Source organism: Epilithonimonas sp. KH_059, assembly GCF_057838485.1.
The window spans coordinates 354,139-376,203 of the sequence record NZ_CM174468.1; the positions used below are offsets into that span (position 1 = coordinate 354,139).

General features: G+C 40.5%; 26 protein-coding genes. 19 read left to right on the forward strand and 7 right to left on the reverse strand.

What is annotated here, in order from left to right; all coding sequences use genetic code 11:
• Positions 1-56 precede the first annotated feature (56 nt).
• The 4 genes from AC3IRX_RS01620 to pdhA form a co-directional block, all read right to left on the reverse strand.
• Complete coding sequence (locus AC3IRX_RS01620; RefSeq protein WP_489210763.1) at positions 57-668, reverse strand: inorganic pyrophosphatase; 612 nt, start codon at positions 666-668, stop codon at positions 57-59.
• A 180-nt stretch (positions 669-848) separates the two neighbouring features.
• Positions 849-1,514 (reverse strand): ABC transporter ATP-binding protein, encoded by a 666-nt coding sequence (locus AC3IRX_RS01625; protein WP_489210764.1) that lies wholly within the window; start codon positions 1,512-1,514, stop codon positions 849-851.
• A 97-nt stretch (positions 1,515-1,611) separates the two neighbouring features.
• Entirely contained in the window at positions 1,612-3,270 is a 1,659-nt protein-coding gene (locus tag AC3IRX_RS01630; RefSeq protein WP_489210765.1) for a dihydrolipoamide acetyltransferase family protein, read from the reverse strand.
• Positions 3,271-3,366: 96 nt separating this feature from the next.
• A complete protein-coding gene (gene pdhA, locus AC3IRX_RS01635) occupies positions 3,367-4,371 on the reverse strand; it encodes a pyruvate dehydrogenase (acetyl-transferring) E1 component subunit alpha (protein ID WP_489210766.1) in 1,005 nt (334 codons plus the stop codon).
• A 119-nt stretch (positions 4,372-4,490) separates the two neighbouring features.
• Between pdhA and AC3IRX_RS01640 the strand changes: the two genes are divergently transcribed.
• From AC3IRX_RS01640 to AC3IRX_RS01690, 11 genes are all read left to right on the forward strand, one after another.
• Positions 4,491-5,114, forward strand: coding sequence for a phosphatase PAP2 family protein (locus AC3IRX_RS01640; RefSeq protein WP_489210767.1), 624 nt, complete (start codon positions 4,491-4,493; stop codon positions 5,112-5,114).
• Positions 5,111-5,731: a BlaI/MecI/CopY family transcriptional regulator gene (locus AC3IRX_RS01645; protein ID WP_489210768.1), complete on the forward strand. Its 621-nt coding sequence runs from the start codon at positions 5,111-5,113 to the stop codon at positions 5,729-5,731. The genes AC3IRX_RS01640 and AC3IRX_RS01645 overlap by 4 nt, the downstream gene beginning before the upstream one ends.
• Positions 5,732-5,820: 89 nt before the next feature.
• Positions 5,821-7,620: a DUF4153 domain-containing protein gene (locus AC3IRX_RS01650; RefSeq protein ID WP_489210769.1), complete on the forward strand. Its 1,800-nt coding sequence runs from the start codon at positions 5,821-5,823 to the stop codon at positions 7,618-7,620.
• A 48-nt stretch (positions 7,621-7,668) separates the two neighbouring features.
• Positions 7,669-9,612: a threonine--tRNA ligase gene (gene thrS / locus AC3IRX_RS01655; protein ID WP_489210770.1), complete on the forward strand. Its 1,944-nt coding sequence runs from the start codon at positions 7,669-7,671 to the stop codon at positions 9,610-9,612.
• 45 nt (positions 9,613-9,657) lie between these two features.
• Positions 9,658-10,221, forward strand: a complete 564-nt coding sequence (infC, locus tag AC3IRX_RS01660; RefSeq protein ID WP_459084016.1) for a translation initiation factor IF-3 — start codon at positions 9,658-9,660, stop codon at positions 10,219-10,221.
• A gap of 132 nt (positions 10,222-10,353) precedes the next feature.
• On the forward strand, positions 10,354-10,551 hold the full coding sequence (gene rpmI, locus AC3IRX_RS01665; RefSeq protein WP_459083978.1) for a 50S ribosomal protein L35: 198 nt from the start codon (positions 10,354-10,356) through the stop codon (positions 10,549-10,551).
• 122 nt (positions 10,552-10,673) lie between these two features.
• Positions 10,674-11,018, forward strand: a complete 345-nt coding sequence (gene rplT / locus AC3IRX_RS01670; protein WP_489210771.1) for a 50S ribosomal protein L20 — start codon at positions 10,674-10,676, stop codon at positions 11,016-11,018.
• 316 nt (positions 11,019-11,334) lie between these two features.
• Positions 11,335-11,820 (forward strand): hypothetical protein, encoded by a 486-nt coding sequence (locus AC3IRX_RS01675; RefSeq protein ID WP_489210772.1) that lies wholly within the window; start codon positions 11,335-11,337, stop codon positions 11,818-11,820.
• A 4-nt stretch (positions 11,821-11,824) separates the two neighbouring features.
• On the forward strand, positions 11,825-12,235 hold the full coding sequence (locus AC3IRX_RS01680; RefSeq protein WP_489210773.1) for a helix-turn-helix domain-containing protein: 411 nt from the start codon (positions 11,825-11,827) through the stop codon (positions 12,233-12,235).
• Positions 12,236-12,239: 4 nt separating this feature from the next.
• Positions 12,240-12,656 carry a hypothetical protein gene (locus AC3IRX_RS01685; protein WP_489210774.1) on the forward strand — a complete coding sequence of 139 codons (417 nt, stop codon included), beginning with the start codon at positions 12,240-12,242 and terminating at the stop codon, positions 12,654-12,656.
• A gap of 283 nt (positions 12,657-12,939) precedes the next feature.
• Entirely contained in the window at positions 12,940-14,121 is a 1,182-nt protein-coding gene (locus AC3IRX_RS01690; protein WP_489210775.1) for a BaiN/RdsA family NAD(P)/FAD-dependent oxidoreductase, read from the forward strand.
• An 8-nt stretch (positions 14,122-14,129) separates the two neighbouring features.
• On the opposite strand, the gene AC3IRX_RS01695 is transcribed toward AC3IRX_RS01690, so the two are convergent.
• The 3 genes from AC3IRX_RS01695 to AC3IRX_RS01705 all read right to left on the reverse strand — a co-directional run bounded on the left by AC3IRX_RS01695 (position 14,130) and on the right by AC3IRX_RS01705 (position 16,872).
• Positions 14,130-15,242, reverse strand: coding sequence for a glycosyltransferase family 4 protein (locus tag AC3IRX_RS01695; protein ID WP_489210776.1), 1,113 nt, complete (start codon positions 15,240-15,242; stop codon positions 14,130-14,132).
• 97 nt (positions 15,243-15,339) lie between these two features.
• Positions 15,340-16,152, reverse strand: coding sequence for a 2,3,4,5-tetrahydropyridine-2,6-dicarboxylate N-succinyltransferase (locus AC3IRX_RS01700; protein WP_489210777.1), 813 nt, complete (start codon positions 16,150-16,152; stop codon positions 15,340-15,342).
• Between the two features lie 132 nt (positions 16,153-16,284).
• Complete coding sequence (locus tag AC3IRX_RS01705; protein ID WP_489210778.1) at positions 16,285-16,872, reverse strand: C40 family peptidase; 588 nt, start codon at positions 16,870-16,872, stop codon at positions 16,285-16,287.
• 170 nt (positions 16,873-17,042) lie between these two features.
• Here AC3IRX_RS01705 and AC3IRX_RS01710 point away from each other — a divergent pair, with 170 nt between their 5' ends.
• The 8 genes from AC3IRX_RS01710 to arsB all read left to right on the forward strand — a co-directional run bounded on the left by AC3IRX_RS01710 (position 17,043) and on the right by arsB (position 21,484).
• Positions 17,043-17,705: a hypothetical protein gene (locus AC3IRX_RS01710; RefSeq protein WP_489210779.1), complete on the forward strand. Its 663-nt coding sequence runs from the start codon at positions 17,043-17,045 to the stop codon at positions 17,703-17,705.
• A 188-nt stretch (positions 17,706-17,893) separates the two neighbouring features.
• Positions 17,894-18,187, forward strand: coding sequence for a hypothetical protein (locus AC3IRX_RS01715; RefSeq protein ID WP_489210780.1), 294 nt, complete (start codon positions 17,894-17,896; stop codon positions 18,185-18,187).
• Between the two features lie 29 nt (positions 18,188-18,216).
• On the forward strand, positions 18,217-18,375 hold the full coding sequence (locus AC3IRX_RS01720) for a GNAT family N-acetyltransferase (RefSeq protein WP_489211498.1): 159 nt from the start codon (positions 18,217-18,219) through the stop codon (positions 18,373-18,375).
• A gap of 6 nt (positions 18,376-18,381) precedes the next feature.
• Positions 18,382-18,738, forward strand: a complete 357-nt coding sequence (locus tag AC3IRX_RS01725; RefSeq protein ID WP_489210781.1) for a DUF2200 domain-containing protein — start codon at positions 18,382-18,384, stop codon at positions 18,736-18,738.
• 178 nt (positions 18,739-18,916) lie between these two features.
• The gene (locus AC3IRX_RS01730) at positions 18,917-19,246 is read left to right on the forward strand and encodes an ArsR/SmtB family transcription factor (RefSeq protein ID WP_489210782.1); all 330 of its coding nucleotides are present in this window, start codon (positions 18,917-18,919) and stop codon (positions 19,244-19,246) included.
• 88 nt (positions 19,247-19,334) lie between these two features.
• A complete protein-coding gene (locus tag AC3IRX_RS01735) occupies positions 19,335-19,808 on the forward strand; it encodes a DUF6428 family protein (protein WP_489210783.1) in 474 nt (157 codons plus the stop codon).
• Between the two features lie 14 nt (positions 19,809-19,822).
• A complete protein-coding gene (locus tag AC3IRX_RS01740) occupies positions 19,823-20,434 on the forward strand; it encodes a low molecular weight phosphatase family protein (RefSeq protein ID WP_489210784.1) in 612 nt (203 codons plus the stop codon).
• Between the two features lie 3 nt (positions 20,435-20,437).
• A complete protein-coding gene (gene arsB, locus AC3IRX_RS01745; protein WP_489210785.1) occupies positions 20,438-21,484 on the forward strand; it encodes an ACR3 family arsenite efflux transporter in 1,047 nt (348 codons plus the stop codon).
• Positions 21,485-22,065: the final 581 nt, after the last annotated feature.

Here is a 22,065-nt window from a genome sequence, read left to right on the forward strand (position 1 = left end):
TCCCATGGAATCCTGCTCTTATTCTTTATTTCATTGCCTCTTTCTAGGCCTTAGAATTACCCTCCAAATTTACTGGCGTAATCTCTTTTAGAAGCTTCTATCACTTCCTTTGCATGCTCTGCTCCGTAGACATCATCGATTCTACATTTTGCAGGTTCATCCGGAAGGTTTTTGTAGGTAAGAAAATAATGCTTTAATCTTCTTACTTCCGCTTGGGGAAGCTCAGAGATGTCTCTGAAATGCCCAAAAGCGTGGTCGCCTACCATAACGGCTACAATTTTATCGTCTGCTTCTCCTTTGTCAATCATTTTAAATCCTCCGATTGGAATCGCTTCCATTAAAAGTCCTCCTGACAAAATGTTGTGGGAAGAAAGAACGCAGATATCTAGGGGATCTAAATCTCCTGCCGCTACGTCAATCGATCCATTGGCAATCGCTAGGTTTTTCACTTCGTCGTGACAGTAAGTCCTAGGAATGAAACCGTATAGAGCTGGAATAATATTTGAAAATTGTTGCGGTCGGTCTACCTTTAAAAATCCGCTTTGTTTGTCAATCTCGTACTTAATTGTGTCACTAGGCACAATTTCAATGAAAACATTCACAACATTCGGAGAGTTCTCTCCTGCGGAAATTCCGTGCCATGGATGCGCCTTAAAATTTGGAATCATGTTTAATCTGTTATTTAAATCTTGAATAACTTAAGTTCTCTTACATTTTCAACTTCCTTTGCCTTAGGCAAAGCGACAAAAAACCTGCAAAACAGGCTTTTGTTTGGAGCGAAAATTTAACGGTGCAAAATTACGAATAATATCGTAATAAAACTCTGATTTTACCAAAGACTTCGGAGGCTAAAGAATCATCCCGTCTTTCATGACGAGTTTACGGTCTGTAATGTCCGCTAAATTGGGATTGTGCGTGACAATGACAAAGGTTTGCTTGTAACGGTCTCTTAAATCGAAAAAGAGTTGATGCAAATCGTCTGCGTTTTTAGAATCTAAATTTCCGGTGGGCTCATCGGCATAGATGATCTTAGGAGAATTTATAAGGGCTCTTGCGACGGCGGCTCTTTGCGCCTCCCCTCCGGACATTTGGTTCGGCTTGTGGTGAATTCGGTCAATAATATTGAGCTCCTCGAAAAGCTGATAGGCTTTTTGAAGACTTTCCTTTTCGTTTTTCCCACAGATACGGGTAGGCAAGAGAACATTCTCTAATGCGCTAAATTCAGGAAGTAACTGATGGTATTGAAACACGAACCCAATGTTCTCGTTTCGAAATCGACTGAGCTCTCGGTCGTTCATGGAAATGAACGACTGCCCGTCAATCGTGATTTCTGTATCAAAGCCTTTGGGATTGGTCGAAGCATCCAGAGTCCCTAAAATTTGCAGCAAGGTAGATTTTCCGGCGCCAGACTCCCCTACAATGGAAACGACTTCTGCTTTTTTGATGTGCAGGTCCACTCCTTTTAGGACCTCTAAATCCCCGTAGGATTTGTGAATGTTTCTAGCTTTGATCATGGGTCAAAAATATCACTAATTTTTCAATTAAAGAAAAAACCCTTTTAGAATCTGTGCTCTAAAAGGGTTTTCTATTTTCTCCTTGTCGAATCTTACCTTAGAGTAAGATGGACATCGGTTGTTCTAAATACTGTCTTAGGGTTTGAAGGAACTCAGCTCCCGTCGCTCCATCGACCACTCTATGGTCGCAAGCAAGGGATAGTTTCATCATGTTCCCCACGACGATTTGTCCGTCTTTTACAATCGGTTTCTCAACAATCGCTCCTACAGATAGAATCGCAGAATTCGGTTGGTTGATAATTGAAGTAAAGGTATCAATTCCAAACATGCCTAAGTTAGAGATGGAGAAGGTCGAACCTTCCATTTCGTTTGCTTTAAGTCCTTTGTTTCTAGCGCGACCTGCCATGTCTTTCACAGAAGATGAAATCTGCGTGTAGTTCATTTGGTCCGCGTTCTTAAGAACCGGTACTACCAGTCCGTCTGGAACGGCTACGGCAACTCCCACGTTAATATTTCCGTGGTGTACGATTTTATCCGTCGCCCAAGTTGAATTTACTTGAGGATGTTTTCTTAGAGCCATTGCAGTGGCTTTAATAATCATATCGTTGAAAGAAACTTTCGTATCCGGCAATGAGTTGATTTCTTTACGAGCTGCAATCGCTTTGTCCATATTAATATCTACGATTAGATAGTAATGAGGAGCCGTGTATTTGCTTTCCGCAAGTCGCTTCGCAATAATGGTACGAACCGGTGAATTTTTAGTCTCGGTGGTTTCCCCTTGGGTAAACTGCATGGCAGGAACTGCTGCTGCCGCTTGTGGCGCCGCTGCACTTTCTGCTTTTGAGGTTGAAGGAACAAATTCTTCGATGTCTTTCTTCACAATGCGACCGTTTTCTCCGCTTCCTTTTACTTCGGATAGAGAAATGCCTTTGTCCTTAGCCATTTTCTTAGCCAGTGGAGACACAGCGATTCGATCGGTAGAACTATTCGCAGTGGTTTCGCTACTTGAAGTTTCTGCTTTCGCAGGTTCTTCTTTTGCTTCTGTTGAAGCCTGAGGCTTCTCTTCTTTTGCAGGTTCACTTTTCACACCTCCAGAAGCCACTACACCTGAAACGTCCGTTCCTGCTGGGCCAATGATGGCAAGGATGCTATCCACAGGAGAAGCTTCTCCCTCGGCAACTCCTTGGTATAATAAGGCTCCGTCAAATTCAGATTCAAAATCTTGAACCGCTTTGTCGGTTTCAATTTCGGCAAGAAGATCTCCTTCTTTTACCGCATCGCCTACGTTTTTATTCCATTTTGCCACCGTTCCTTCTGACATCGTATCAGAGAGTCTCGGCATGGTGATGATTTCTACTCCCTTTGGAAGCTCTGCAGGTGCAGAGGCTTTCGTCTCTTCACTTTTTGGCTCCTCAGTTTTTGAATCTTGAGTCGTTTCCGCTTCTTTCGATTCCTCTTTTGGGGCCTCACTAGAAGAAGCTTCGCCTGCGCCTCCTTTCAAAGAAGAAATGTCTTCTCCCTCTTTTCCCACAATGGCAAGTACAGCATCCACAGGGGCCGCATCGCCCTCTGCAACTCCTACATAAAGTAAGGTTCCGTCCATTTCTGCTTCAAAATCTTGCACCGCTTTGTCGGTTTCAATTTCTGCTAAAATATCTCCTTCCTTTACAGCATCTCCTACCTTCTTGTGCCATTTTGCAACCGTACCCTCCGCCATTGTATCCGAAAGTCGCGGCATTGTAATTACTTCAGCCATAGTCTTTGTATTGTTTAAGATTAAAGAGTTTTTAAAAGCGCTGGCCTTTTAAGAAAAGGCTTGCGGTCTTTTGAAACTCTTAGATCCGCTTAATTTCTAGTTATTTTCAATTTTATCAATGAACGGGTAATCCTCCTGCGCGTATACGTACTCGTATACTTTGCTTGGATCTGGATACGGAGAGTTTTCCATGAATTCGATGCACTCTTCTACAAAAGCGCGCGCTTCGTTGTCTTTCACTTCCAGTTCCTCTTCACTAGCCCATCCATTTGAAAGAATTCTTTGTTTGATAAGTTCGATAGGATCGTCCTCTTTGGCCATAGCCACTTCTTCTTTCGTTCTGTAAGGTTCTGCATCCGACATAGAGTGTCCTCTATAACGGTAGGTTCTTGCTTCAATAAAAGTAGGTCCGTCTCCTCTTCTCGCTCTTTCAATCGCTTCGTAGGCCGCTTCCGCTACTTTTTCTGGGTCCATTGCATCGACCGCTAAACAAGGCATTTCGTACCCTAGTCCTAATTTAAAGATGTCTTCATGATTCGCGGTACGTTTCACAGAAGTTCCCATTGCATATTGGTTGTTTTCCACCACGAATACCACCGGAAGTTTCCAGTTCATCGCCATGTTGAACGTTTCATGAAGAGATCCTTGTCTAGAAGCTCCGTCTCCAAAGAAACAAATGTTTACGGCCTTACGGTCAAAGTATTTGTCTGCAAATGCAATACCAGCTCCTAAAGGAATCTGGCCCCCTACAATCCCGTGTCCTCCGTAAAAACGGTGCTCTTTGCTAAAGATGTGCATAGATCCACCCATTCCTCCTGAAGTCCCCGTCGCTTTTCCACAAAGTTCCGCAAGGATTCTTTTTGGATCTACGCCCATGGCCATAGGGTGAACGTGACAACGGTAGGCGGTAATCATGCTGTCCTTCGTTAAGTCCATGGCATGGGTGAAACCTGCAGGAATCGCTTCCTGTCCGTTGTACAAATGTAAAAATCCTCTGATTTTTTGCTTTAAGTATAAAGAGCGGCATTTGTCTTCAAACCGTCTCCACATCGTCATATCGGAGTACCATTTAAGGTAAACTTCTTTAGAAAATTCGTTCATTGTAATAGAAAATATGAGGCAAAAATAAGAAAAATACTTGGTCTTTGTAAGGAGAGAACTTAAAAAAGACATTTTCATTCTAAAGAAAATAGTTTAAATTTGATTTTACAAATATCAGAATGACTTCTTCCCCTAAAAAAACGGAGCCTTGGCTTATCCTTGCCTCGAAATGGATTTCCAATCTATTCAATCCTCTAACCTCCTTAGTGCTGTATTTTATTTATTACGCGACGCAGTTTTTAACTTGGGAAGAGGCCCTTAAGCAGTTCTCCCCGATTCTATGTCTTTTGATTCTTCCTGTGACGCTTTGGATTGTATGGAACGTAAAAACGGGTCGCTACTCCAATATGGACGTCTCGAATCGAAAGCAAAGAAAAAGCCTTTACGTTTTTCTCTTCCTTGCGATACTCACTTATATAGTGGTCACGTATTTCCTTTTTGAATCTCTTGATTTGGTTATGGTTTTTCTTCTTGCTTTGATTCTATTCATGCAACTAAGTAATTTTTGGATCAAGAGCTCAATGCATACGGCCTTAAATGTTTTTGCCGCTGCTTTGTTTTTTACTATAAATCCTGTAGTGGGACTATTCTGGTTAGGCTTGGCGGCCCTCGTTGGGGTTAGCCGGGTCGTTTTAAAACGACATAGCGTAAAAGAAGTGCTCTTTGGCGCAGGCATTGCTCTTGTGGTTAGTATTTGCTACCTTTATTTTCACATTCAAACTAATTCCGTTTTGCCCCTATGAAATTAAGTCCACTTACCACTGCGGAAGAGCAGCTCATGCAAGTAATTTGGCCTCTTGAGAGGCCTTATCTCCGTGATATTATGCAGGCTCTTCCCGAGCCCAAGTCTCATCAAAACACCGTCTCGACCTATCTTAAGATTTTAATTGAAAAGGATTACTTAAGAACCGAGAAGGAAGGTAGAATCTTTCGCTATATCGCTCGCGTGGACAAGGAAACCTACGTAAAGGAGAAAGTAAAGAATCTCGCTAAGGAATTCTTTGAAGGCTCTCTAGAGGCGCTCAGCTCCTTTATGGGTCAGAGTTTCCCTTCTTTAGAACAAACGACAGATTCTTCACTTCAAAAACCTACAGAGAAAGCCGCTTCTGCTGCTACTCCTTCTTCTACTTCTACTCCTAGTACAGAGCCCAAGTTAGAGGAAACGAAAGAGACTAAAAAAGCACCGGTTAAAAAAACGCCACGCAAAAAATACGAGGCGCAAATCGCAGCTTTTGTCTCTGGTCTAGAGAAGGTCAACAAGAAAAAGGAAAAAAAGAGCAAGAGCAAAAAAAGCGATTCAAAGAGTTCAAAAAAGAAAGACAAAAAAGAGAAGAAAGAAAAAGGCTCTAAAGAAAAATAGAGTCTCTAGCTTTTAAATTTTCGAGCCGCTTTCTTTAAAGAATATGTACTCTTACGTAAGTCCCCTTCACCCTTAAATTCAAGAAAAAGATGAACACGAAATTTCAAATGCTGCTTCTTCAGGCAAAAGATCTAGTTCGAAACAGCCCTTTTGTTTTATTAATGGCCCTGATTGCAGGGATAAGCTCTATCGTTGCAATTGAGAATGAAAAAGAGCCGTGGGCTTTTTCCATTACCGTACTCGCTTTTGTGGCGTGCCTTGGGATCTCCCTGTTTTTTGCTTTAAAAATGGCAGCAGAACGCTACTCTAAGAAAGCACTTCTCTATAGCATTGGCTTTTTACTGCTCGTAGGACTCTATCTTATACTTCCGAAAACAGAAAAGGAATTTGGCCCTCCCAATGCGTATTTTTTAGCCGGACTTTTTCTGCTTTCTCATTTGCTTGTATCGTTTGGGGCTTACCTTCGTGAGAAGGAGCCTAAGTCGTTTTGGTTTTACAACAAACAACTGTTTTTAAACGTCTTTTTAACGGGGGTATTTACTTTTGTTTTGGTCGGTGGGGTTATGCTCGCGATTTTGTCTGTTGACAAACTCTTCGAGCTGAACTTTAAGGACTCGCTCTACCCTGAAATTTTTCTTTTTCTTTCTATTACAGGAAGCACTTTTATCTTTTTGCTCTTTGGCTCTGGGGGAATACAGGAGCTGGAAAAACCAACCCCTTACCCCGCCGCTCTAAAATTCTTTACTCAACTTATATTAATTCCTCTTCTCTTAATCTATGTGGTGATTCTATATCTCTACGCCTCAAAAATTTTAATTCAGTGGGAACTTCCTAGAGGATGGGTATCGTATCTCATCTTAATTTATGCTTGTGTAGGACAACTCGCTTTGCTCCTCGTGCATCCCTTAAAGAACGACCAATCGAGGTCGTGGGTGAAGATTTTCAGTCGTATCTTTTACTTCTCGTTAATTCCACTCTTAGTTCTTCTTTTCATAGCCCTCTTTACGAGAATTCTTGAATACGGATACACAGAACCAAGGTATTTCCTTTTGATTCTCTCCCTTTGGCTCACCTGCGTAGTTGGATATTTTTGCATGAGGCAAAATGCCTCAATTAAATTCATTCCACTCTCCCTATTTGCCTTTGGAGCTTTTGCCCTATTTATGCCCTATCTTAATGCTTTTTCAAGTGCGAAACGAAGCCAAAAAGTAGAACTTGCAAAGGAATTGTCTGAAGCGAAGGTCTTAAAAGAGGGAAAGATTGAGTTCGATCACAAAATTTCGGATGCGCACAGGGAAAGCATCGTAGATAAATTTCATTTCTTAGCAGAGCGGGGTGAGTGGGAGTCCCTCTCAAAATGGATTCCCAAGAAACAGCTTGCAGATTTAAGTCCTCATGTAGCCAAAAGAGACTATTGGCAATTGAAATCAAAGCTAAAATCTGAGTTCACGAACGTTGCAAATAAAAAGCCTAATTATCTAGAAAACAACTTTACTCTCGAGATTGAGCCGCAGCTTGTAAAGACGAGCGGATTTGATTACGTCTATTCTTTCAAAGTGCCCACAAACGTAAGTCTTCCTTTAAACAGGGATCAATTGGATATTTCCTACAGCCCGTATGCAAACAGTCCCTCACTTTTATTCACTCTGAAGTTAGAAAACGGACAAACGGTTACTAAGGATCTTCTTCCTACCCTACAAACTAGGATTGAGCCCTATAAAAATCAGTGGGGAACTATCTCCTCGGGTCCCATAAGTACCGCCTTTATCTTAGCGGATTATACGTTTGAATTGCATTTTCAAACTCTATCCGCTCGAGCGGCAGAACTTAAAGGATCCGAGTGGGTCCTCGATCCTTTAGAATTCACGGTTCTAATTCGAAAGAATTAGCAGAAAATCCGTATTTTTGCAGCTTATAATTTAATTTCAAGCGAGAACATGGTTAAAATCACACTTCCAGACGGAAGCCTTAAAGAATTTGAGAGTAAAGTTACTCCCCTCGAGATTGCAAAGTCCATCAGCGAAGGACTGGCTAGAAACACTATTTCTGCGATCGTTAACGATCAGCAGGTAGAAGTCTCTACCCCAATCACGACGGATTCTACGGTTCAGCTTTTAACCTGGAATGATCCCATGGGAAAGAAAGCCTTTTGGCATTCTTCCGCCCACCTATTGGCGCAGGCCATTCTTGCTTTTTATCCGGAAGCGAAACTTACCATTGGACCTGCGATCGAGAATGGATTCTATTACGACGTAGACTTTGGAGAAGAAGTTTTAAGCGAAAAAGACTTTGAAAAAATTGAAAAGAAAATGCTTGAAAATGCCAAGCAGAATTCGACTTTCAATCTTTACGCAGTTTCTAAGGCAGAAGCTTTAGAAGCCTACGCAGACAACCCTTTCAAAACCGAATTAATCTCCAATCTAAACGACGGAGAAATTACCTTTGTAACCCATGCGGATTTCACAGACCTTTGTCGTGGGGGACACATTCCTTCCACAGGCATTGTGAAAGCGGTGAAGGTTCTCAATGCAGCGGGAGCCTATTGGAGAGGAGACGAAAAGAATCCTCAACTTACCCGCGTCTATGGGATTTCCTTCCCGAAACAGAAAGAACTTACCGAGTATCTTGAGCGTTTAGAGGAAGCCAAAAGAAGAGACCACAGAAAACTTGGGAAAGAGCTAGGCATCTTTGCCTTCTCAGAAAAAGTAGGTGCAGGTCTTCCCCTATGGTTACCTAAAGGAGCCGCACTTCGTAAAAAATTAGAAAACTTCCTTTCTGAGGCTCAGAAAAAGGCAGGCTATGAGTTTGTCATGACGCCGCACATTGGGAATGTAGAACTATACAAAACCTCGGGTCACTACCAGAAATACGGGGCGGACAGTTTCCAAACCATTAAGACTCCAAACGAGGGAGAAGAGTTCATGCTCAAGCCTATGAACTGCCCTCACCACTGTGAAATCTACAAGGTAGGCCAATGGTCGTACAGAGATTTACCCAAACGTTTTGCAGAGTTTGGAACCGTGTACCGTTACGAACAAAGTGGCGAGCTTCATGGTCTTACAAGAGTAAGAGGATTTACTCAGGACGATGCTCACTTATTCTGTACACCGGATCAACTTCTCACTGAATTTGAAGGCGTGATTGATCTTGTGATGTACGTGTTTAAAAACTTAGGATTTGAAGATTTTGTAACTCAGGTCTCGCTTCGCGATCCTGAGAACAAAGAAAAGTATATCGGATCTGATGAAAACTGGGAAAAAGCAGAAACCGCGATTATCACTGCGGCGAAGAATAAAAACTTGACCACTGTAGTGGAATACGGAGAAGCTGCCTTTTACGGACCGAAGCTTGACTTCATGGTAAAGGATGCTCTAGGCAGACGCTGGCAGTTAGGAACCATCCAGGTGGATTACAACCTTCCGGAACGATTTGATCTAACTTACATAGGAAACGACGGGGAGAAACACAGACCGGTTATGATTCACCGGGCTCCTTTCGGATCCATGGAAAGATTCATCGCCATTCTACTCGAAAATACGGCAGGAGACTTCCCACTGTGGCTTTCTCCCGACCAATTCATTCTGCTTCCCATCTCAGAAAAATACGTGGAATATGCAGAAAAAGTTTCACAATTACTAGAAAATCACGATATTAGCGGCCTAATTGACAAACGAAACGAAAAGACAGGCAAAAAGATTCGCGATGCGGAACTCGCTAAGCAACCTTTTATGCTCGTCGTAGGGGAAAGTGAAGCCGAAGCAGGAACCGTTTCTGTTCGTCGTCGTGGCGAAGGAGACCTTGGCACTATGACGGTGGAAGAGTTCATCAATTACTTTAAAAAAGCAGCAGAATTTAATGCTGAATTTGGACAAAAAGCCTAAGGGCTTTTGTTCACAAAAATAGAATATAACTTAAAATTTACTACAATAGCACAGAAATTTCATTACAGAGGTAGAGGCCCACAGAGACGTCCCCAAGAGGACGCTCACCAGATTAACGACAAGATCCGCGCAAGGGAAGTTCGTTTAGTGGGCGAAAACGTAGAACCGGGAGTATATCCTCTAGCGAAGGCTCAGGCCATGGCTAGAGAGCTCGAACTCGACTTGGTGGTCATCTCCGACAAACAAGAACCGTTCATTGCCCGAATATTAGAATACAAAAAGTTTCTCTACGAACAAAAAAAGAAACAAAAAGAACTAAAAGCGAAGCAGGTAAAAGTGACCGTGAAAGAAGTCCGTTTTGGACCTCAAACCGACGAGCACGATTACGAGTTTAAAAAGAAACATGCGGAGAAGTTTTTAGAAGAAGGTTCTAAATTAAAAACCTACGTATTTTTCAAAGGACGTTCCATCATTCACAAAGACCAAGGAGAGATCCTTCTTCTTCGTTTGGCCCAAGATTTAGAGCACGTGGGAAAAGTTGACCAGATGCCTAAATTAGAGGGAAAACGGATGATCATGATGATGAGTCCGAAGAAACCTGCCAAATAAATCATCTTAATTACGAAAGGGTAAAAAAAGAGATTTCGATTCGAAGTCTCTTTTTCCCATGGTATCGCCAGTGGTATCAAAATATTTCGTAATTTTGCAAACTCAATATTGATAACAACAAATACTAAGCAAATGCCAAAATTAAAAACGAAATCAGGTGCTAAGAAGCGTTTTGCTCTTACCGGAACCGGAAAGATCAAAAGAAAGAATGCTTACAAAAGCCACATCTTAACAAAGAAAGAAACGAAGCAAAAGAGAAATCTTACGCAAACGTCTTATGTTGCGTCTGTGGATGAGAAAAGCGTGAAACGTCAATTAGCCATTAAGTAGTTTTTATATAACCCTTTTTAGGTTTATAAGAATTAACCAATTCAAAATTTTAACCCTGAAACGGAGCAAATAAGCGCAATGAAATAGTTTGCCGCCCTTTTCAAAAAAACAACAATTTAATTATGCCAAGATCAGTAAACGCCGTGGCTTCTAGAGCCCGCAGAAAAAAAGTGATGAAAATGGCTAAAGGTTTTTTCGGTAGAAGAAAAAACGTTTGGACAGTCGCTAAAAACGCCGTGGAAAAAGCGATGCAATACGCTTACCGTGGTAGAAAAGAGAAGAAAAGAAATTTCAGAGCCCTTTGGATTACTAGAATTAACGCTGGAGCAAGAGAGCACGGAATGTCATACTCTCAATTTATGGGAGCTCTTAAAAAGAACAACATCGAACTAAACAGAAAAGTTCTTGCTGATTTAGCAATGAACCACCCTGAAGCGTTCAAAGCTGTTGTAGATCAAGTAAAATAAATGTAAAATTTTGTTATCAATAGAGAATCCTGAACTTTTAGTTCAGGATTTTTTTTGGCCTCTTTCGTCTTATTGTAACTCGGTATACGTTTACTTTAGAAACCTTGAAGTACGCTCGATTCTGCGAACATGAAATACTGGAAGTTTTAAATATAGATCAAAGCACTAATTCAGCAAAAAAATTGCGCAATCATAACCTGCTATTTCTTCACCAGTATCAGGATGGAAGGAAATGAAATTGGGCAAACCCCGATTCAAGTATTTTTAAATTATTTCACTTATAAGTAAAATTTGTTCTATATTTGCAAAATCAAAAATGGAATACGAACTCGTAAAACTGCCGAAATTTAGTAATGACAATGTATCGGTCTATACATTGGAAAATACGGGTACAAGCATTTCAGTATTCCAGAATTTTATTGAGGAAAATATAACCGATTATCCTAATGAAGTTAAAGATATTGCAACGAGAATTACTTCGTTTAAGGAAGTTGGAGCACGCGAAATCTTTTTTAAAACTCATGAAGGAAATCCAGGAGACGGCGTTTGCGCACTCTATGACAAAAATAAATCCAATCTTCGCCTGTATTGTATCAGGTATGGCACTGTATTAGTGATATTAGGAGACGGAGGCCATAAACCCAAAAATACAAGAACACTTCAGGAAACTGATAAACTCAAAAAGGAAAACCAATTGATGCGAGATTTATCTGCCGAAATAGAGCTAAGAAAACGAAATGGTGATATTGAATTTTCCAAAGACTTTTCAGATATTAATGGAGATCTAATATTTAATCTCTAAACTTATGAAAAAACCAAATAAAGCAAAACTACACACTACTGATTTTTTAGACGATTTCCTTGCCGGAATTTCTGAAGAAGAACAAAATGAAACCACTGCCCGGATGAAGTTAGCAGCGCAGATTGATGATGTGATGAAGGCTCATAATATTTCAAAATCTGAGCTTGCAAAACTTACTAACCAAAGAAATAGTGTCATTACCAAATGGTTAAGCGGTACCCAAAATTTTACAACTGATACATTAGAATTAATTGGAAAGGTTTTGGGGATCAACCTCTTATCGGACTATAATGCCGAAACTGTGGTATTAGACAAAAAAATCCTAAAAAAATCTCAAATCCCGCTAAAGAGAATTTTCAAATCACAGAATATTTCAGGTTATAAACATAACGTTCAATTCACATTTGCACACTAAAAAAATGGATAATACGGTTGTAATTTTTCGATTAGACAATATTGAAAACAATAAAATACATATTTCTGAACAGCCTGCGGAATTCACCCCTGACAACTTTCATTTCAACATTAGAGTGGAGCACCGTTTTAATCTAGAAGAAGAAATGATTGCCGTGAATGCCAATGCTCAAATTTCTTTTCACACCAATGTAAAATTAGCAGAAATAGAGATCAGTGTTTTTTTTAAAGTTGAAAACCTTAAAAACTTTGAAAACAAGAATAACAAGAAAATGGAGCTTCCCTCTGATTTCATAACGGCAATAAATTCCGTTTCTATTTCTACTTTACGAGGCGTCATTTTTAGCCAATTTCGTGGAACTTACTTGCATAATGCCTTTCTCCCAGTAATAAATCCAAAATCGTTAATGACAGAATCGTAAAAAATAAATTTTAAAAGATAACGAGCGGAAAAAGAGAAACATATCTATTTCCGCTCGTTTGTATTATAGAAAATAATTTATTCTGACTCAATCCAAATCTTTTGAAACCTCAATAAACCTGCAGAATAAATTCGCAAGTTAAACGTGTTTTATTCATTTCCAAAAGTTTTGGACTTCCAACTAGTGGGCTTGAACTTCTGTAGTGCCTCCACCTACTACTCCAACTACTCTACTCGCACAAAGCTCTTGAAGCTCTCTTAGAAATGCTTACTTTTGCACTAGCATGAACGAAAAACAGATTGTGATCATTGGCGCCGGGCCTGCAGGACTTATGGCCGCTTACCAACTTGCCCTTCAGGGTAAAAAAGTTCATGTATATGAGCAAAACAAGGCCGCGGCCCGCAAGTTTCTTGTGGCAGGAAAAGGAGGCTTCAATTTGACTCATATTGAACCGATAGATTCTTTTGTAACCAAATACGATCGTCTTGAAATGCAAAAGATCGTGAAAGACTTTGACAATGACAAAGTCATTGCATGGCTTGACGACATTGGCATCTCCACTTATGTAGGGAGTTCCGGAAAGATATTTCCCACCCAGAACTTTAAACCCATTGAGGTTCTAAACGCTTGGTTAGAGAAGCTCGATTCTCTTGGAGTCCAAATTCATTATGAGCATCGTTTCGCTGGTTTTAAGAACTCTGAAGTATATTTAGAGTACCAAGGGAAGCAAACTATAGTAGAGTGTAGCCATCTTGTTTTAGCCCTAGGAGGCGGCTCTTGGAAGAAGACCGGTTCCGACGCACAGTGGATTTCTTTCCTACAGGAAAAAGAGATTGAAATCACCCCACTCGAGTCTGCGAATTCCGGATATGAAACGAAAGATACGTTTCATTCCCTGCAAGGTCAGTATTTGAAGAACACGAAGGTTTCTTTTGAATCTACGTCCAAAATTGGAGAACTTGTATTTACGAAGTATGGGATTGAAGGAAGCTGCGTCTACTATATGAATCGCTTTACAAGGCATAGAGAGTTTCCACTGGTTCTTTCTCTTGATTTAAAGCCGAGTGCATCCGAATCCGAAATCTTATCCCTACTAAAGGATGCGCCCAAGATGAGTCCCGTTCTTAAGCGAGAATTGAAACTATCCACAACCGCTCTTAATCTATTAAAGACACTTGATAAAACAAGCTATCTAGATCCCGTAATTCTTACAAAGCACATAAAAAGTTTTCCAATCGAGGTTTTGGACTATCGACCGATAGACGAAGTGATTTCCACTTCAGGAGGCGTGGCCTTTTCTTCGCTCGCTCCTACCTTAGAATTGAATGAGTTTCCTTCTGTGTACTGCGCAGGAGAAATGCTAGATTGGGAAGCGCCCACCGGGGGCTATTTATTGCAGGGTTGTTTCAGTTCAGGGGCTCGCGTCGCGAAGTCTATTTTAGCGAATGCTAAGAGCAAAGAATAAGACCTTAATTAGGACTCAAGAACTTCCTGATAGACTTCAAACATTTGAGAAGCAATGGTCTCATCACAGAACTTTTGAACATATTCAAATCCTTTTTCTGCTCGCAATTTCCTTTCCGATTCCAGACTCCACAAATACCGAAGCTTGGCTGCAATGTCTTTGCTGCTGTACGGGTCTACATAAAGAGAATGAGGACCTCCGGCCTCTTGTAGGCAACTGTTGTTGCTTGTGATCACGGGGGTTCCGCTATATAGGGCTTCGATGACAGGAATGCCAAACCCTTCATAAAAACTTGGATACACAAACACGCTTGCGAGACGATAAATACAGGCTAAATCCTCCATGGTTACGCCCGTTAGAAAATGAACCCTGTCTTCTAGTCCATAACGCTTTATCGCTTTTTGAACCTTTTTTTGGTACGCAGTGGGTTTTCCTACCACGATAAGCGGTATCTCGATTTCTTTAAGTTCTTTAAGGGCCTCGATGACACCTAAAAGGTTCTTTCGCTCTTCAATCGTTCCTACGCTCAGTAGAAACTCTCTAGGTAGCTTGTATTTTTCTTGAATGCTATCTAGAATCTGTAGTGGGATATCACATTTGAATGCCTTGTGGCATCCTTGATAGACCACCCGTACTTTTTGGGAATCCACCGGTAGATAAGAAAGAATATCCGTTTTGGTTTGGTTGGAGATCGCAATGATTAAATCGGCCTGCTCTGCTGCTTTTTTAAATTTCCAATAATGAATTTTTCGATCGAAGAAGGAATAATACTTAGGGAATTTTAGAAAGATAAGATCGTGTATGGTCACCACCTTTTTGATGGGCTCCTTCTCCCATCGAATCGGGAGTTCTCCAGAAAGTCCATGGAAGAGATCCGCTTTTTCTCTCTGGGCTAATTTGCCCATCAGAAATAGTCTTGCGAGCTTTCCATTTCCGATGGACCTAAATTCTACTTTGGGATTTTTGAGAATTTCGGCTCCCCGCGTAGAAATGGATTTTCCATACAAGAGATAGCGATTTTCCTTGGGCGTACTGGCAAGAATTCGGATGAGATCTCGAGAATAGTTTCCAAGACCGGAAGCGTTATGAAAAAATCGTTTCGCGTCGTAGGCAATTTTCATTTTCTTTCGAACAAAATAGAATTAGTCCACAAATAACGTAAAAAAAAGTGGATACTTTCAAGAAAAGTACCCACTTTACTCTATAAGCCTAGGTCTGTTAGACAGACACGTTATTTTCTCTTAATGCGTCATTAAGCGAAGTCTTCTTATCGGTCGATTCTTTTCTCTGGCCAATAATAAGCGCGCAAGGCACGTGGTAATCTCCCGCTTCAAATGTTTTCGTGTAACTCCCTGGAATTACAACCGAACGTGCAGGAATTCGTCCTTTATACTCAACAGGATCGTCGTCGGTTACGTCGATAATTTTGGTAGAGGCAGTCAGAACGACATTCGCTCCTAGAACGGCTTCTCTCTCTACGTGAACTCCTTCGACTACGATGCAGCGAGATCCAATGAAACAATCGTCTTCAATGATTACAGGCGCCGCTTGAAGCGGTTCAAGAACGCCTCCAATTCCAACGCCTCCACTTAGGTGTACGTTTTTACCAATCTGTGCGCAGCTTCCTACGGTTGCCCAGGTATCGACCATGGTTCCGGAATCTACATACGCTCCAATGTTGATATAAGAAGGCATCATAATTACTCCTGGAGCTACATAAGCTCCTTCTCTAGCAATTGCATGAGGAACGACTCTTACCCCTTTTTCTGCGTAATTTTTTTTGAGTGGAATTTTATCGTGGAATTCAAAAGGTCCTACTTCAATTGTTTCCATGGTTTGAATCGGGAAATACATTACGACTGCTTTTTTCACCCATTCATTCACCTGCCATCCTTTTTCCGTAGGTTCTGCGACGCGAAGTTCGCCTTTGTCTAATAAAGAAATCACTTCTCTAATTAGCGTTTTACTCTCTTCTTGTTGCAACAGATCGCGGTTATCCCAGATCGATTCGATTCTTTCTTGTAAACTCATTTTAAACTAAGTAATTAATTGAGAACAAAAATAGGGAAAGAAGCTGTGATTAAAAAACCCAGCCTCCTCAATTCTTGAAAAAAGAACGAATTTCAATGGAAATAAGTAGGAAGTATTTAAAAGGTTAGATTTCTAAAGCACTTTTTGGGCATGCAAATAGGCTTTGTTCCAATACGTCTCGTTTAGAGAGGAAATAATAACTCCTTTTGAAGTAGAGGCATGGATAAACTTCACCTCTCCATCTCCACCAATGTCGTGCACGATGCCTACGTGGGAAACTCTTGAGCCTCCACCTGTCGCAAAAAACAAAAGATCGCCAGGTTTCACCTGCGTGATCTCAATGGGATCTCCTGTGAGAGCCTGATCCGAAGAGCGTCTCGGCAATTTGTATTCATTCTGTTCAAAGACGACGAGAGTGAATCCCGAACAATCAAAGCCTGAGGACGTATCCCCTCCGTATTTGTAAGGAGCTCCCAGGTATTTATGCGCATCTTTAAGAAGGTCCTCTACCTGAGAAGAATTCTTTCCGGCGTATTTTGATTCTAAATGCCTTAGACCACTTGACCTTTCTACCGTTTTCGTAGGGATCTCACGCTCTACCGGCTTATGATTCACGGCGCGAGAAGAGGTACCACACGAAATGGCCACGGAAGCGACAAGGGTTAGTCCAACAAAGGATTTAAGTAGGTTTTCTTTTGGAGCTTGCAAGAGTGTATTCATCACAGAAAGGTTTTAATTACAAAAGAAACCGCAAAATTCGAGTCTCTTTGCTCTACAAATATAGAAAATATATTGATATGTATGTTATACTACAACTATAATTTAACTATACTATAATTAGGTCAGGATTAAAAATATTGATACATTTGAATTCTTTTGCAAATTCATTTATGGCGAAATACAAAAGTTCTATTGAAATCCAGGGCGCGATTGGGGATTTGGTTTACTACCAACTCAATGGCGTAAATGTGGTTCGTCGTAAAAGCGGTTTCAATAAAACCTCCTACGAAGAGAAAGAAAGCTATGCAGCAGTTCGCCAGAACAGTTCTGAATTTGGTCATTGTTCCAAGTCTGGAAAAATGCTAAGAGAAGCGCTTAAGAACTATATGGTCCTTGCACAGGACAAATATCTTTATCAAAAATTTGCGAAGGTAATGACCCTTATCAAAGATCTAGATGCTCTCGCTGCGAAAGGAGATCGGCGCGTTTACCGAGGTCTTCAAACCGAGTTAGGTAAGAAAAGGCTAAAAGAATTTGAGTTTGGAGAAATGCCTCGACCTAAGGGATCTGTAAAGATTTCAAAAGATCTTTTTGAAACCTCCCTTCTTCTCCCCTCTCTTTCAAAATACGATAGCCTTGAACTTATCGCCATCACTGCGAATTTTGAAACCTATCAGACGAAGCTCAAAGTCTATAATTTTGCTTTTGAAGAAAAACCCTCTCGTTTTGCTTTGGAAAATATTCCCTCAACTGAGCAAGGTGCAGAGCAGACCCTGTATTTTGCTGCCCTAAGAAAGAACCAAGACGTTCGAGCCATGGGATTTGTCTTTTAGAACTAGCAAAGCGTACTTTTGCACCTGCAAAGAAAAAGAAGCTATTCGTTTTTGCTTCCTTCTCTTTAAAATTCTGTAAATTTATTCATTAAACTCCGTCTACTACTCTACTCATTACGACCAATAAGAGGTTGCATTTTGTAGGAGAGCAAAGGACTTTTAGGCGCAAATTAAGCTAGGAAAGCAGAATGAATACAAATTCTTTGATCGAGCTCAGAGCTACCAAAATATCCGATTTAGAAACTTTATTTCAATTTCAATTGGATAAGGAGGGAGGCCATATGGCCGCATTTATGCCAGAGAACGCATCCGATAAAGCGGCCTACCTAACGAAGTACATGAAGCTATTAAATGATCCTAGTGTAAACAATCAAACCCTCCTTCTCAATAAGAGTATTGTAGGAAGCATGGCCTCCTTTTCTATCGAAGGAGAGAGAGAAATCACCTATAGATTGACCGGGAATTTTGGGGACAAAAAATAGCAAGTACAGCCTTAGAAATCTTTCTTACTATTGAAAAAGAAAGACCCCTATTTGGAAGGGTTGCTTTTGACAATCTAGGTTCTCGAAGGGTGCTAGAGAAAGCGGGCTTTGTGCAGATAGGTAAAGACAAAGGGTTCGCCAGCGCAAGACAAAAGGAGATTGAAGAATACATATACCAACTAACATAGCGTTTTATGCACGAAAAAAACAAACAGAGGATTTACAAAATGCCTTTTGCGGAGGTCTATCCGCATTATTTACTGAAAGCAGAGAAGAAAGGACGTACCAAGGACGAGGTGAATGAGATTATCTTTTGGCTCACAGGCTTTGATGAGAAAACGCTTCAAAATCATCTTGTGAATAAAACCAATTTTGAAGATTTTTTTTCTCAGGCGAAAATACATCCCAATGCCTCGAAAATCACAGGGATGATTTGTGGATACCGCGTGGAGGAAATAGAAGAAAAGCTAACCAGAGAAATTCGCTATTTGGATAAGTTAATCGATGAATTGGCTAAAGGGAAGGCAATGTCAAAGATTTTAAGGTCGTAAGGCCCCCTACTTAAATCCCTATCAGATACTAGTTCCAAGACACTGCTGCTTCCAATGTTCGCTTGATGGAAATTCTTAACATCATCGAGCAATATCTAGACACTACACGAAATAATCTTACTTTTTATAATTGTACTTAAATTTATTATCGTAATATTGCAATATCAAAATACAACATATGGGAATTACAAAAACAGATCTTTATACAGAGGAACAAAACAAGCTCGCTACTCTACTCAAGGTCTTGGCTCATCCAGGAAGGATCGCTATCCTACAATATATCATCAATCAAAAAGCTTGTATCTGCAATGACTTGGTTGATGAACTGGGCTTAGCGCAGGCTACTATCTCACAGCATTTAAAAGAATTAAAAACCCTAGGAATTATAAAAGGTTCTGTAGAGGGAAAATCAATCTGCTATTGTATCGATAATAAAGCGTGGGAACAATTTCAGGCACAAATTAATGGATTCTTCGACCAAAACGTTGATGTGGATGCGTGTTGTTAGCATTAAATCCATCTCCTTATCTACCTTAAACTAAAAAACGAAACCTACGATTATCTCCACTCCTATTCAAACAGAAATTTAAATTATTATGAAACTATCTGAAATCAAATCAATTTTACCCTCTTTAGAAAACGTGCAGTTCAAATTAGAAAACGGAACCTTTGTTCCTGAGCATTTTCATGTGACGGAAGTAGGTCAGATCCATAAAAACTTCATTGACTGTGGTGGAGTCATTCGAAACGAGAAGACCGTCAACTTTCAGCTGTGGAATGCAGACGATTTTGAGCATCGTTTGAAGCCGGGAAAGCTACTAAGCATAATTAATTTGTCTGAAGAAAAACTAGGCATTGAAGATTCCGAGATTGAAGTCGAATATCAAGACGGGACGATCGGAAAATACGATTTGGATTTCGATGGCAATACGTTCATTTTAAAAAATAAATTAACCGCTTGCCTTGCAGAGGAGGCCTGTGGCATTCCGACTGAAAAAGAACGCAAAAATTTATCCGAACTTACTGTAAATACAGCCTCCAGTTGCTCACCTAATTCAGGCTGCTGTTAATCCACCCTATTCTTATGAACACAAACTTAAAAAAGACAATCCAGCAGCTGCAATTTGAGCAGCTCGGAAGCGCGGAGCGCAGAACTAAATTGCAACCTTTGATTGATTTTATTCAGGAAAAAACAAATGCAAAACTGCAAATAAACTTAAATTTTATTTGCACTCACAATTCCCGAAGAAGCCATTTGGCGCAGGTTTGGGCCCAAGCCGCGGCCGCACACTTCAAAATTGAAAAAGTAGCCTGCTATTCCGGAGGTACAGAAGAAACGGCCCTTTATCCGAAAGTAGCAGAAACCCTTTTAAACCAAGGCTTCGATGCTTTTAAAATTGGGGAAGGTGATAACCCTGTTTACGCCATAAAATACGAGGCGAATGCCTTGCCTATCCTTGGATTTTCTAAAAAGTACGACAGTGCTTTCAATCCTGCTTCCTCCTTCGCAGCGATCCTTACCTGCTCACAAGCAGAAGAAGCATGTCCCTTTATTGCGGGCGCCGAGAAAAGGATTGGGATTCCCTTTGAAGATCCTAAAATTTCGGATTCAACTCCAGAGCAATCGCAAGTCTACGCAGATAGAAGTTTGCAGATCGCGACTGAAATGTTTTATGTCTTTTCAAAAATCAAATAGCGAATGCAACCCAAATTAAAATTTCTAGACCGCTATCTTACACTCTGGATCTTTCTAGCCATGGGAGTCGGGATTGGAATCGGTCACTTCTTTCCTGCCGTTTCTGAAATCACAGATTCATTATCGGTCGGGACCACCAACCTTCCCCTAGCCCTAGGATTAATCCTCATGATGTATCCACCCCTAGCTAAAGTGGATTATTCTCTTTTGCCCATGGCACTAAAGGATAAAAGAACGATTAGCATTTCCCTACTTCTTAACTGGATTGTGGGACCTATTTTGATGTTTGCCCTAGCAGTCCTTTTTTTAAGAGACGAACCGGACTATATGATTGGTCTTATCCTCATTGGACTTGCAAGATGCATTGCGATGGTGATTGTTTGGAATGATTTAGCAAAGGGCAATCGAGAATATGCGGCGCTTTTAATAGCCTTAAACAGTATTTTTCAAGTATTCACCTACAGCTTCCTCGTTTGGTTGTTTATTAATATCCTACCCGGCAAACTAGGCCTAGGTACTTTCGAGGTGAGCGTTTCGATGAGAGAGGTGACAGAAAGTGTACTCATTTATCTAGGGATCCCTTTTGTGGCAGGGTTTGTAAGCCGCTATCTCCTAGTCAAGACAAAAGGAATCGAATGGTACAAACGGAAATTTATCCCAAAAATATCACCCATAACCTTGTATGCACTGCTTTTTACCATCGTGCTAATGTTTAGCCTCAAAGGAGACAAAATAGTAGAATTGCCAATGGACGTACTTAAGATAGCCACCCCCTTAATTCTCTATTTTATACTCATGTTCTTCCTAAGTTTTTGGATTAATAAATCCTTTGGACTACCCTATGATAAAAATGCCTCGATTGCCTTTACGGCTACGGGAAACAATTTCGAATTAGCCATTGCAGTCGCAATCGCCGTCTTCGGAATTCATTCTCCGCAAGCTTTTGTAGGAGTCATTGGACCCTTGGTAGAAGTTCCTGTACTAATCGCCCTCGTGAGAGTAAGCCTATGGCTTAAGAAAAAGTATTACTCTACCTCTTTTGGAGGTTAAAACCTGACTGCAATGATACTAAATAGCATTATAAATTATGACAATTTTTAGATGTTTCATATCGGGATTGTCAGGTTGAAACTGACAATCCCGATATGAAACATCATTTATTCAAATTCATTGTCGTTCGATAAACATTTAATTCAAGATTTCCAGAAAGTACTTATCAGATGGTCTTTGGTTTAAATCGCTTAGTGTAGCGGTCGGAATTGCATTTTTTTACTTCTTTTTTTGATGATGGAATCATCAATTAAAGAAAGCAGCAGGCCGAAAACGAACTTTATAAAAAAAAGTATCGGAAAACCAAGCATTGTTAGTAATGCAGGGCGAAAGAACCTGATAGAAAAAAAATAGAGGTTTATTATTATTCCATTTACGGTATTTTTAACACCTCTGTGTCGTTTAAAATAAACCATCGAATGGTTTGTTTTGTTTAATAAATTAGGACTATGAATACCTTTACTTCAAGTAAAATAAACAAATTAATGACCGAACTCCCATCTGGAGTTGTCTATGGCTTAAGAAAAGTATTACCCTACTCCTTCTGAAAAAAGAATGACGGACGGCCTTTGAAAAGTGCT

Bases quoted from the DNA above. Each gene is read 5' to 3' on its own strand.
- thrS (WP_489210770.1), top strand. From the start codon at position 7,669: ATGGTTAAAATCACACTTCCAGACGGAAGCCTTAAAGAATTTGAGAGT.
- AC3IRX_RS01690 (WP_489210775.1), top strand. From the start codon at position 12,940: ATGAACGAAAAACAGATTGTGATCATTGGCGCCGGGCCTGCAGGACTT.
- rpmI (WP_459083978.1), top strand. From the start codon at position 10,354: ATGCCAAAATTAAAAACGAAATCAGGTGCTAAGAAGCGTTTTGCTCTT.
- AC3IRX_RS01625 (WP_489210764.1), bottom strand. From the start codon at position 1,514: ATGATCAAAGCTAGAAACATTCACAAATCCTACGGGGATTTAGAGGTC.
- AC3IRX_RS01710 (WP_489210779.1), top strand. From the start codon at position 17,043: ATGGCGAAATACAAAAGTTCTATTGAAATCCAGGGCGCGATTGGGGAT.
- AC3IRX_RS01695 (WP_489210776.1), bottom strand. From the start codon at position 15,242: ATGAAAATTGCCTACGACGCGAAACGATTTTTTCATAACGCTTCCGGT.
- AC3IRX_RS01715 (WP_489210780.1), top strand. From the start codon at position 17,894: ATGAATACAAATTCTTTGATCGAGCTCAGAGCTACCAAAATATCCGAT.
- AC3IRX_RS01735 (WP_489210783.1), top strand. From the start codon at position 19,335: ATGAAACTATCTGAAATCAAATCAATTTTACCCTCTTTAGAAAACGTG.
- AC3IRX_RS01680 (WP_489210773.1), top strand. From the start codon at position 11,825: ATGAAAAAACCAAATAAAGCAAAACTACACACTACTGATTTTTTAGAC.
- AC3IRX_RS01645 (WP_489210768.1), top strand. From the start codon at position 5,111: ATGAAATTAAGTCCACTTACCACTGCGGAAGAGCAGCTCATGCAAGTA.
- AC3IRX_RS01685 (WP_489210774.1), top strand. From the start codon at position 12,240: ATGGATAATACGGTTGTAATTTTTCGATTAGACAATATTGAAAACAAT.
- AC3IRX_RS01630 (WP_489210765.1), bottom strand. From the start codon at position 3,270: ATGGCTGAAGTAATTACAATGCCGCGACTTTCGGATACAATGGCGGAG.
- AC3IRX_RS01705 (WP_489210778.1), bottom strand. From the start codon at position 16,872: ATGAATACACTCTTGCAAGCTCCAAAAGAAAACCTACTTAAATCCTTT.
- AC3IRX_RS01740 (WP_489210784.1), top strand. From the start codon at position 19,823: ATGAACACAAACTTAAAAAAGACAATCCAGCAGCTGCAATTTGAGCAG.
- AC3IRX_RS01730 (WP_489210782.1), top strand. From the start codon at position 18,917: ATGGGAATTACAAAAACAGATCTTTATACAGAGGAACAAAACAAGCTC.
- AC3IRX_RS01675 (WP_489210772.1), top strand. From the start codon at position 11,335: ATGGAATACGAACTCGTAAAACTGCCGAAATTTAGTAATGACAATGTA.
- pdhA (WP_489210766.1), bottom strand. From the start codon at position 4,371: ATGAACGAATTTTCTAAAGAAGTTTACCTTAAATGGTACTCCGATATG.
- AC3IRX_RS01725 (WP_489210781.1), top strand. From the start codon at position 18,382: ATGCACGAAAAAAACAAACAGAGGATTTACAAAATGCCTTTTGCGGAG.
- AC3IRX_RS01620 (WP_489210763.1), bottom strand. From the start codon at position 668: ATGATTCCAAATTTTAAGGCGCATCCATGGCACGGAATTTCCGCAGGA.
- AC3IRX_RS01700 (WP_489210777.1), bottom strand. From the start codon at position 16,152: ATGAGTTTACAAGAAAGAATCGAATCGATCTGGGATAACCGCGATCTG.
- AC3IRX_RS01650 (WP_489210769.1), top strand. From the start codon at position 5,821: ATGAACACGAAATTTCAAATGCTGCTTCTTCAGGCAAAAGATCTAGTT.
- rplT (WP_489210771.1), top strand. From the start codon at position 10,674: ATGCCAAGATCAGTAAACGCCGTGGCTTCTAGAGCCCGCAGAAAAAAA.
- AC3IRX_RS01640 (WP_489210767.1), top strand. From the start codon at position 4,491: ATGACTTCTTCCCCTAAAAAAACGGAGCCTTGGCTTATCCTTGCCTCG.
- arsB (WP_489210785.1), top strand. From the start codon at position 20,438: ATGCAACCCAAATTAAAATTTCTAGACCGCTATCTTACACTCTGGATC.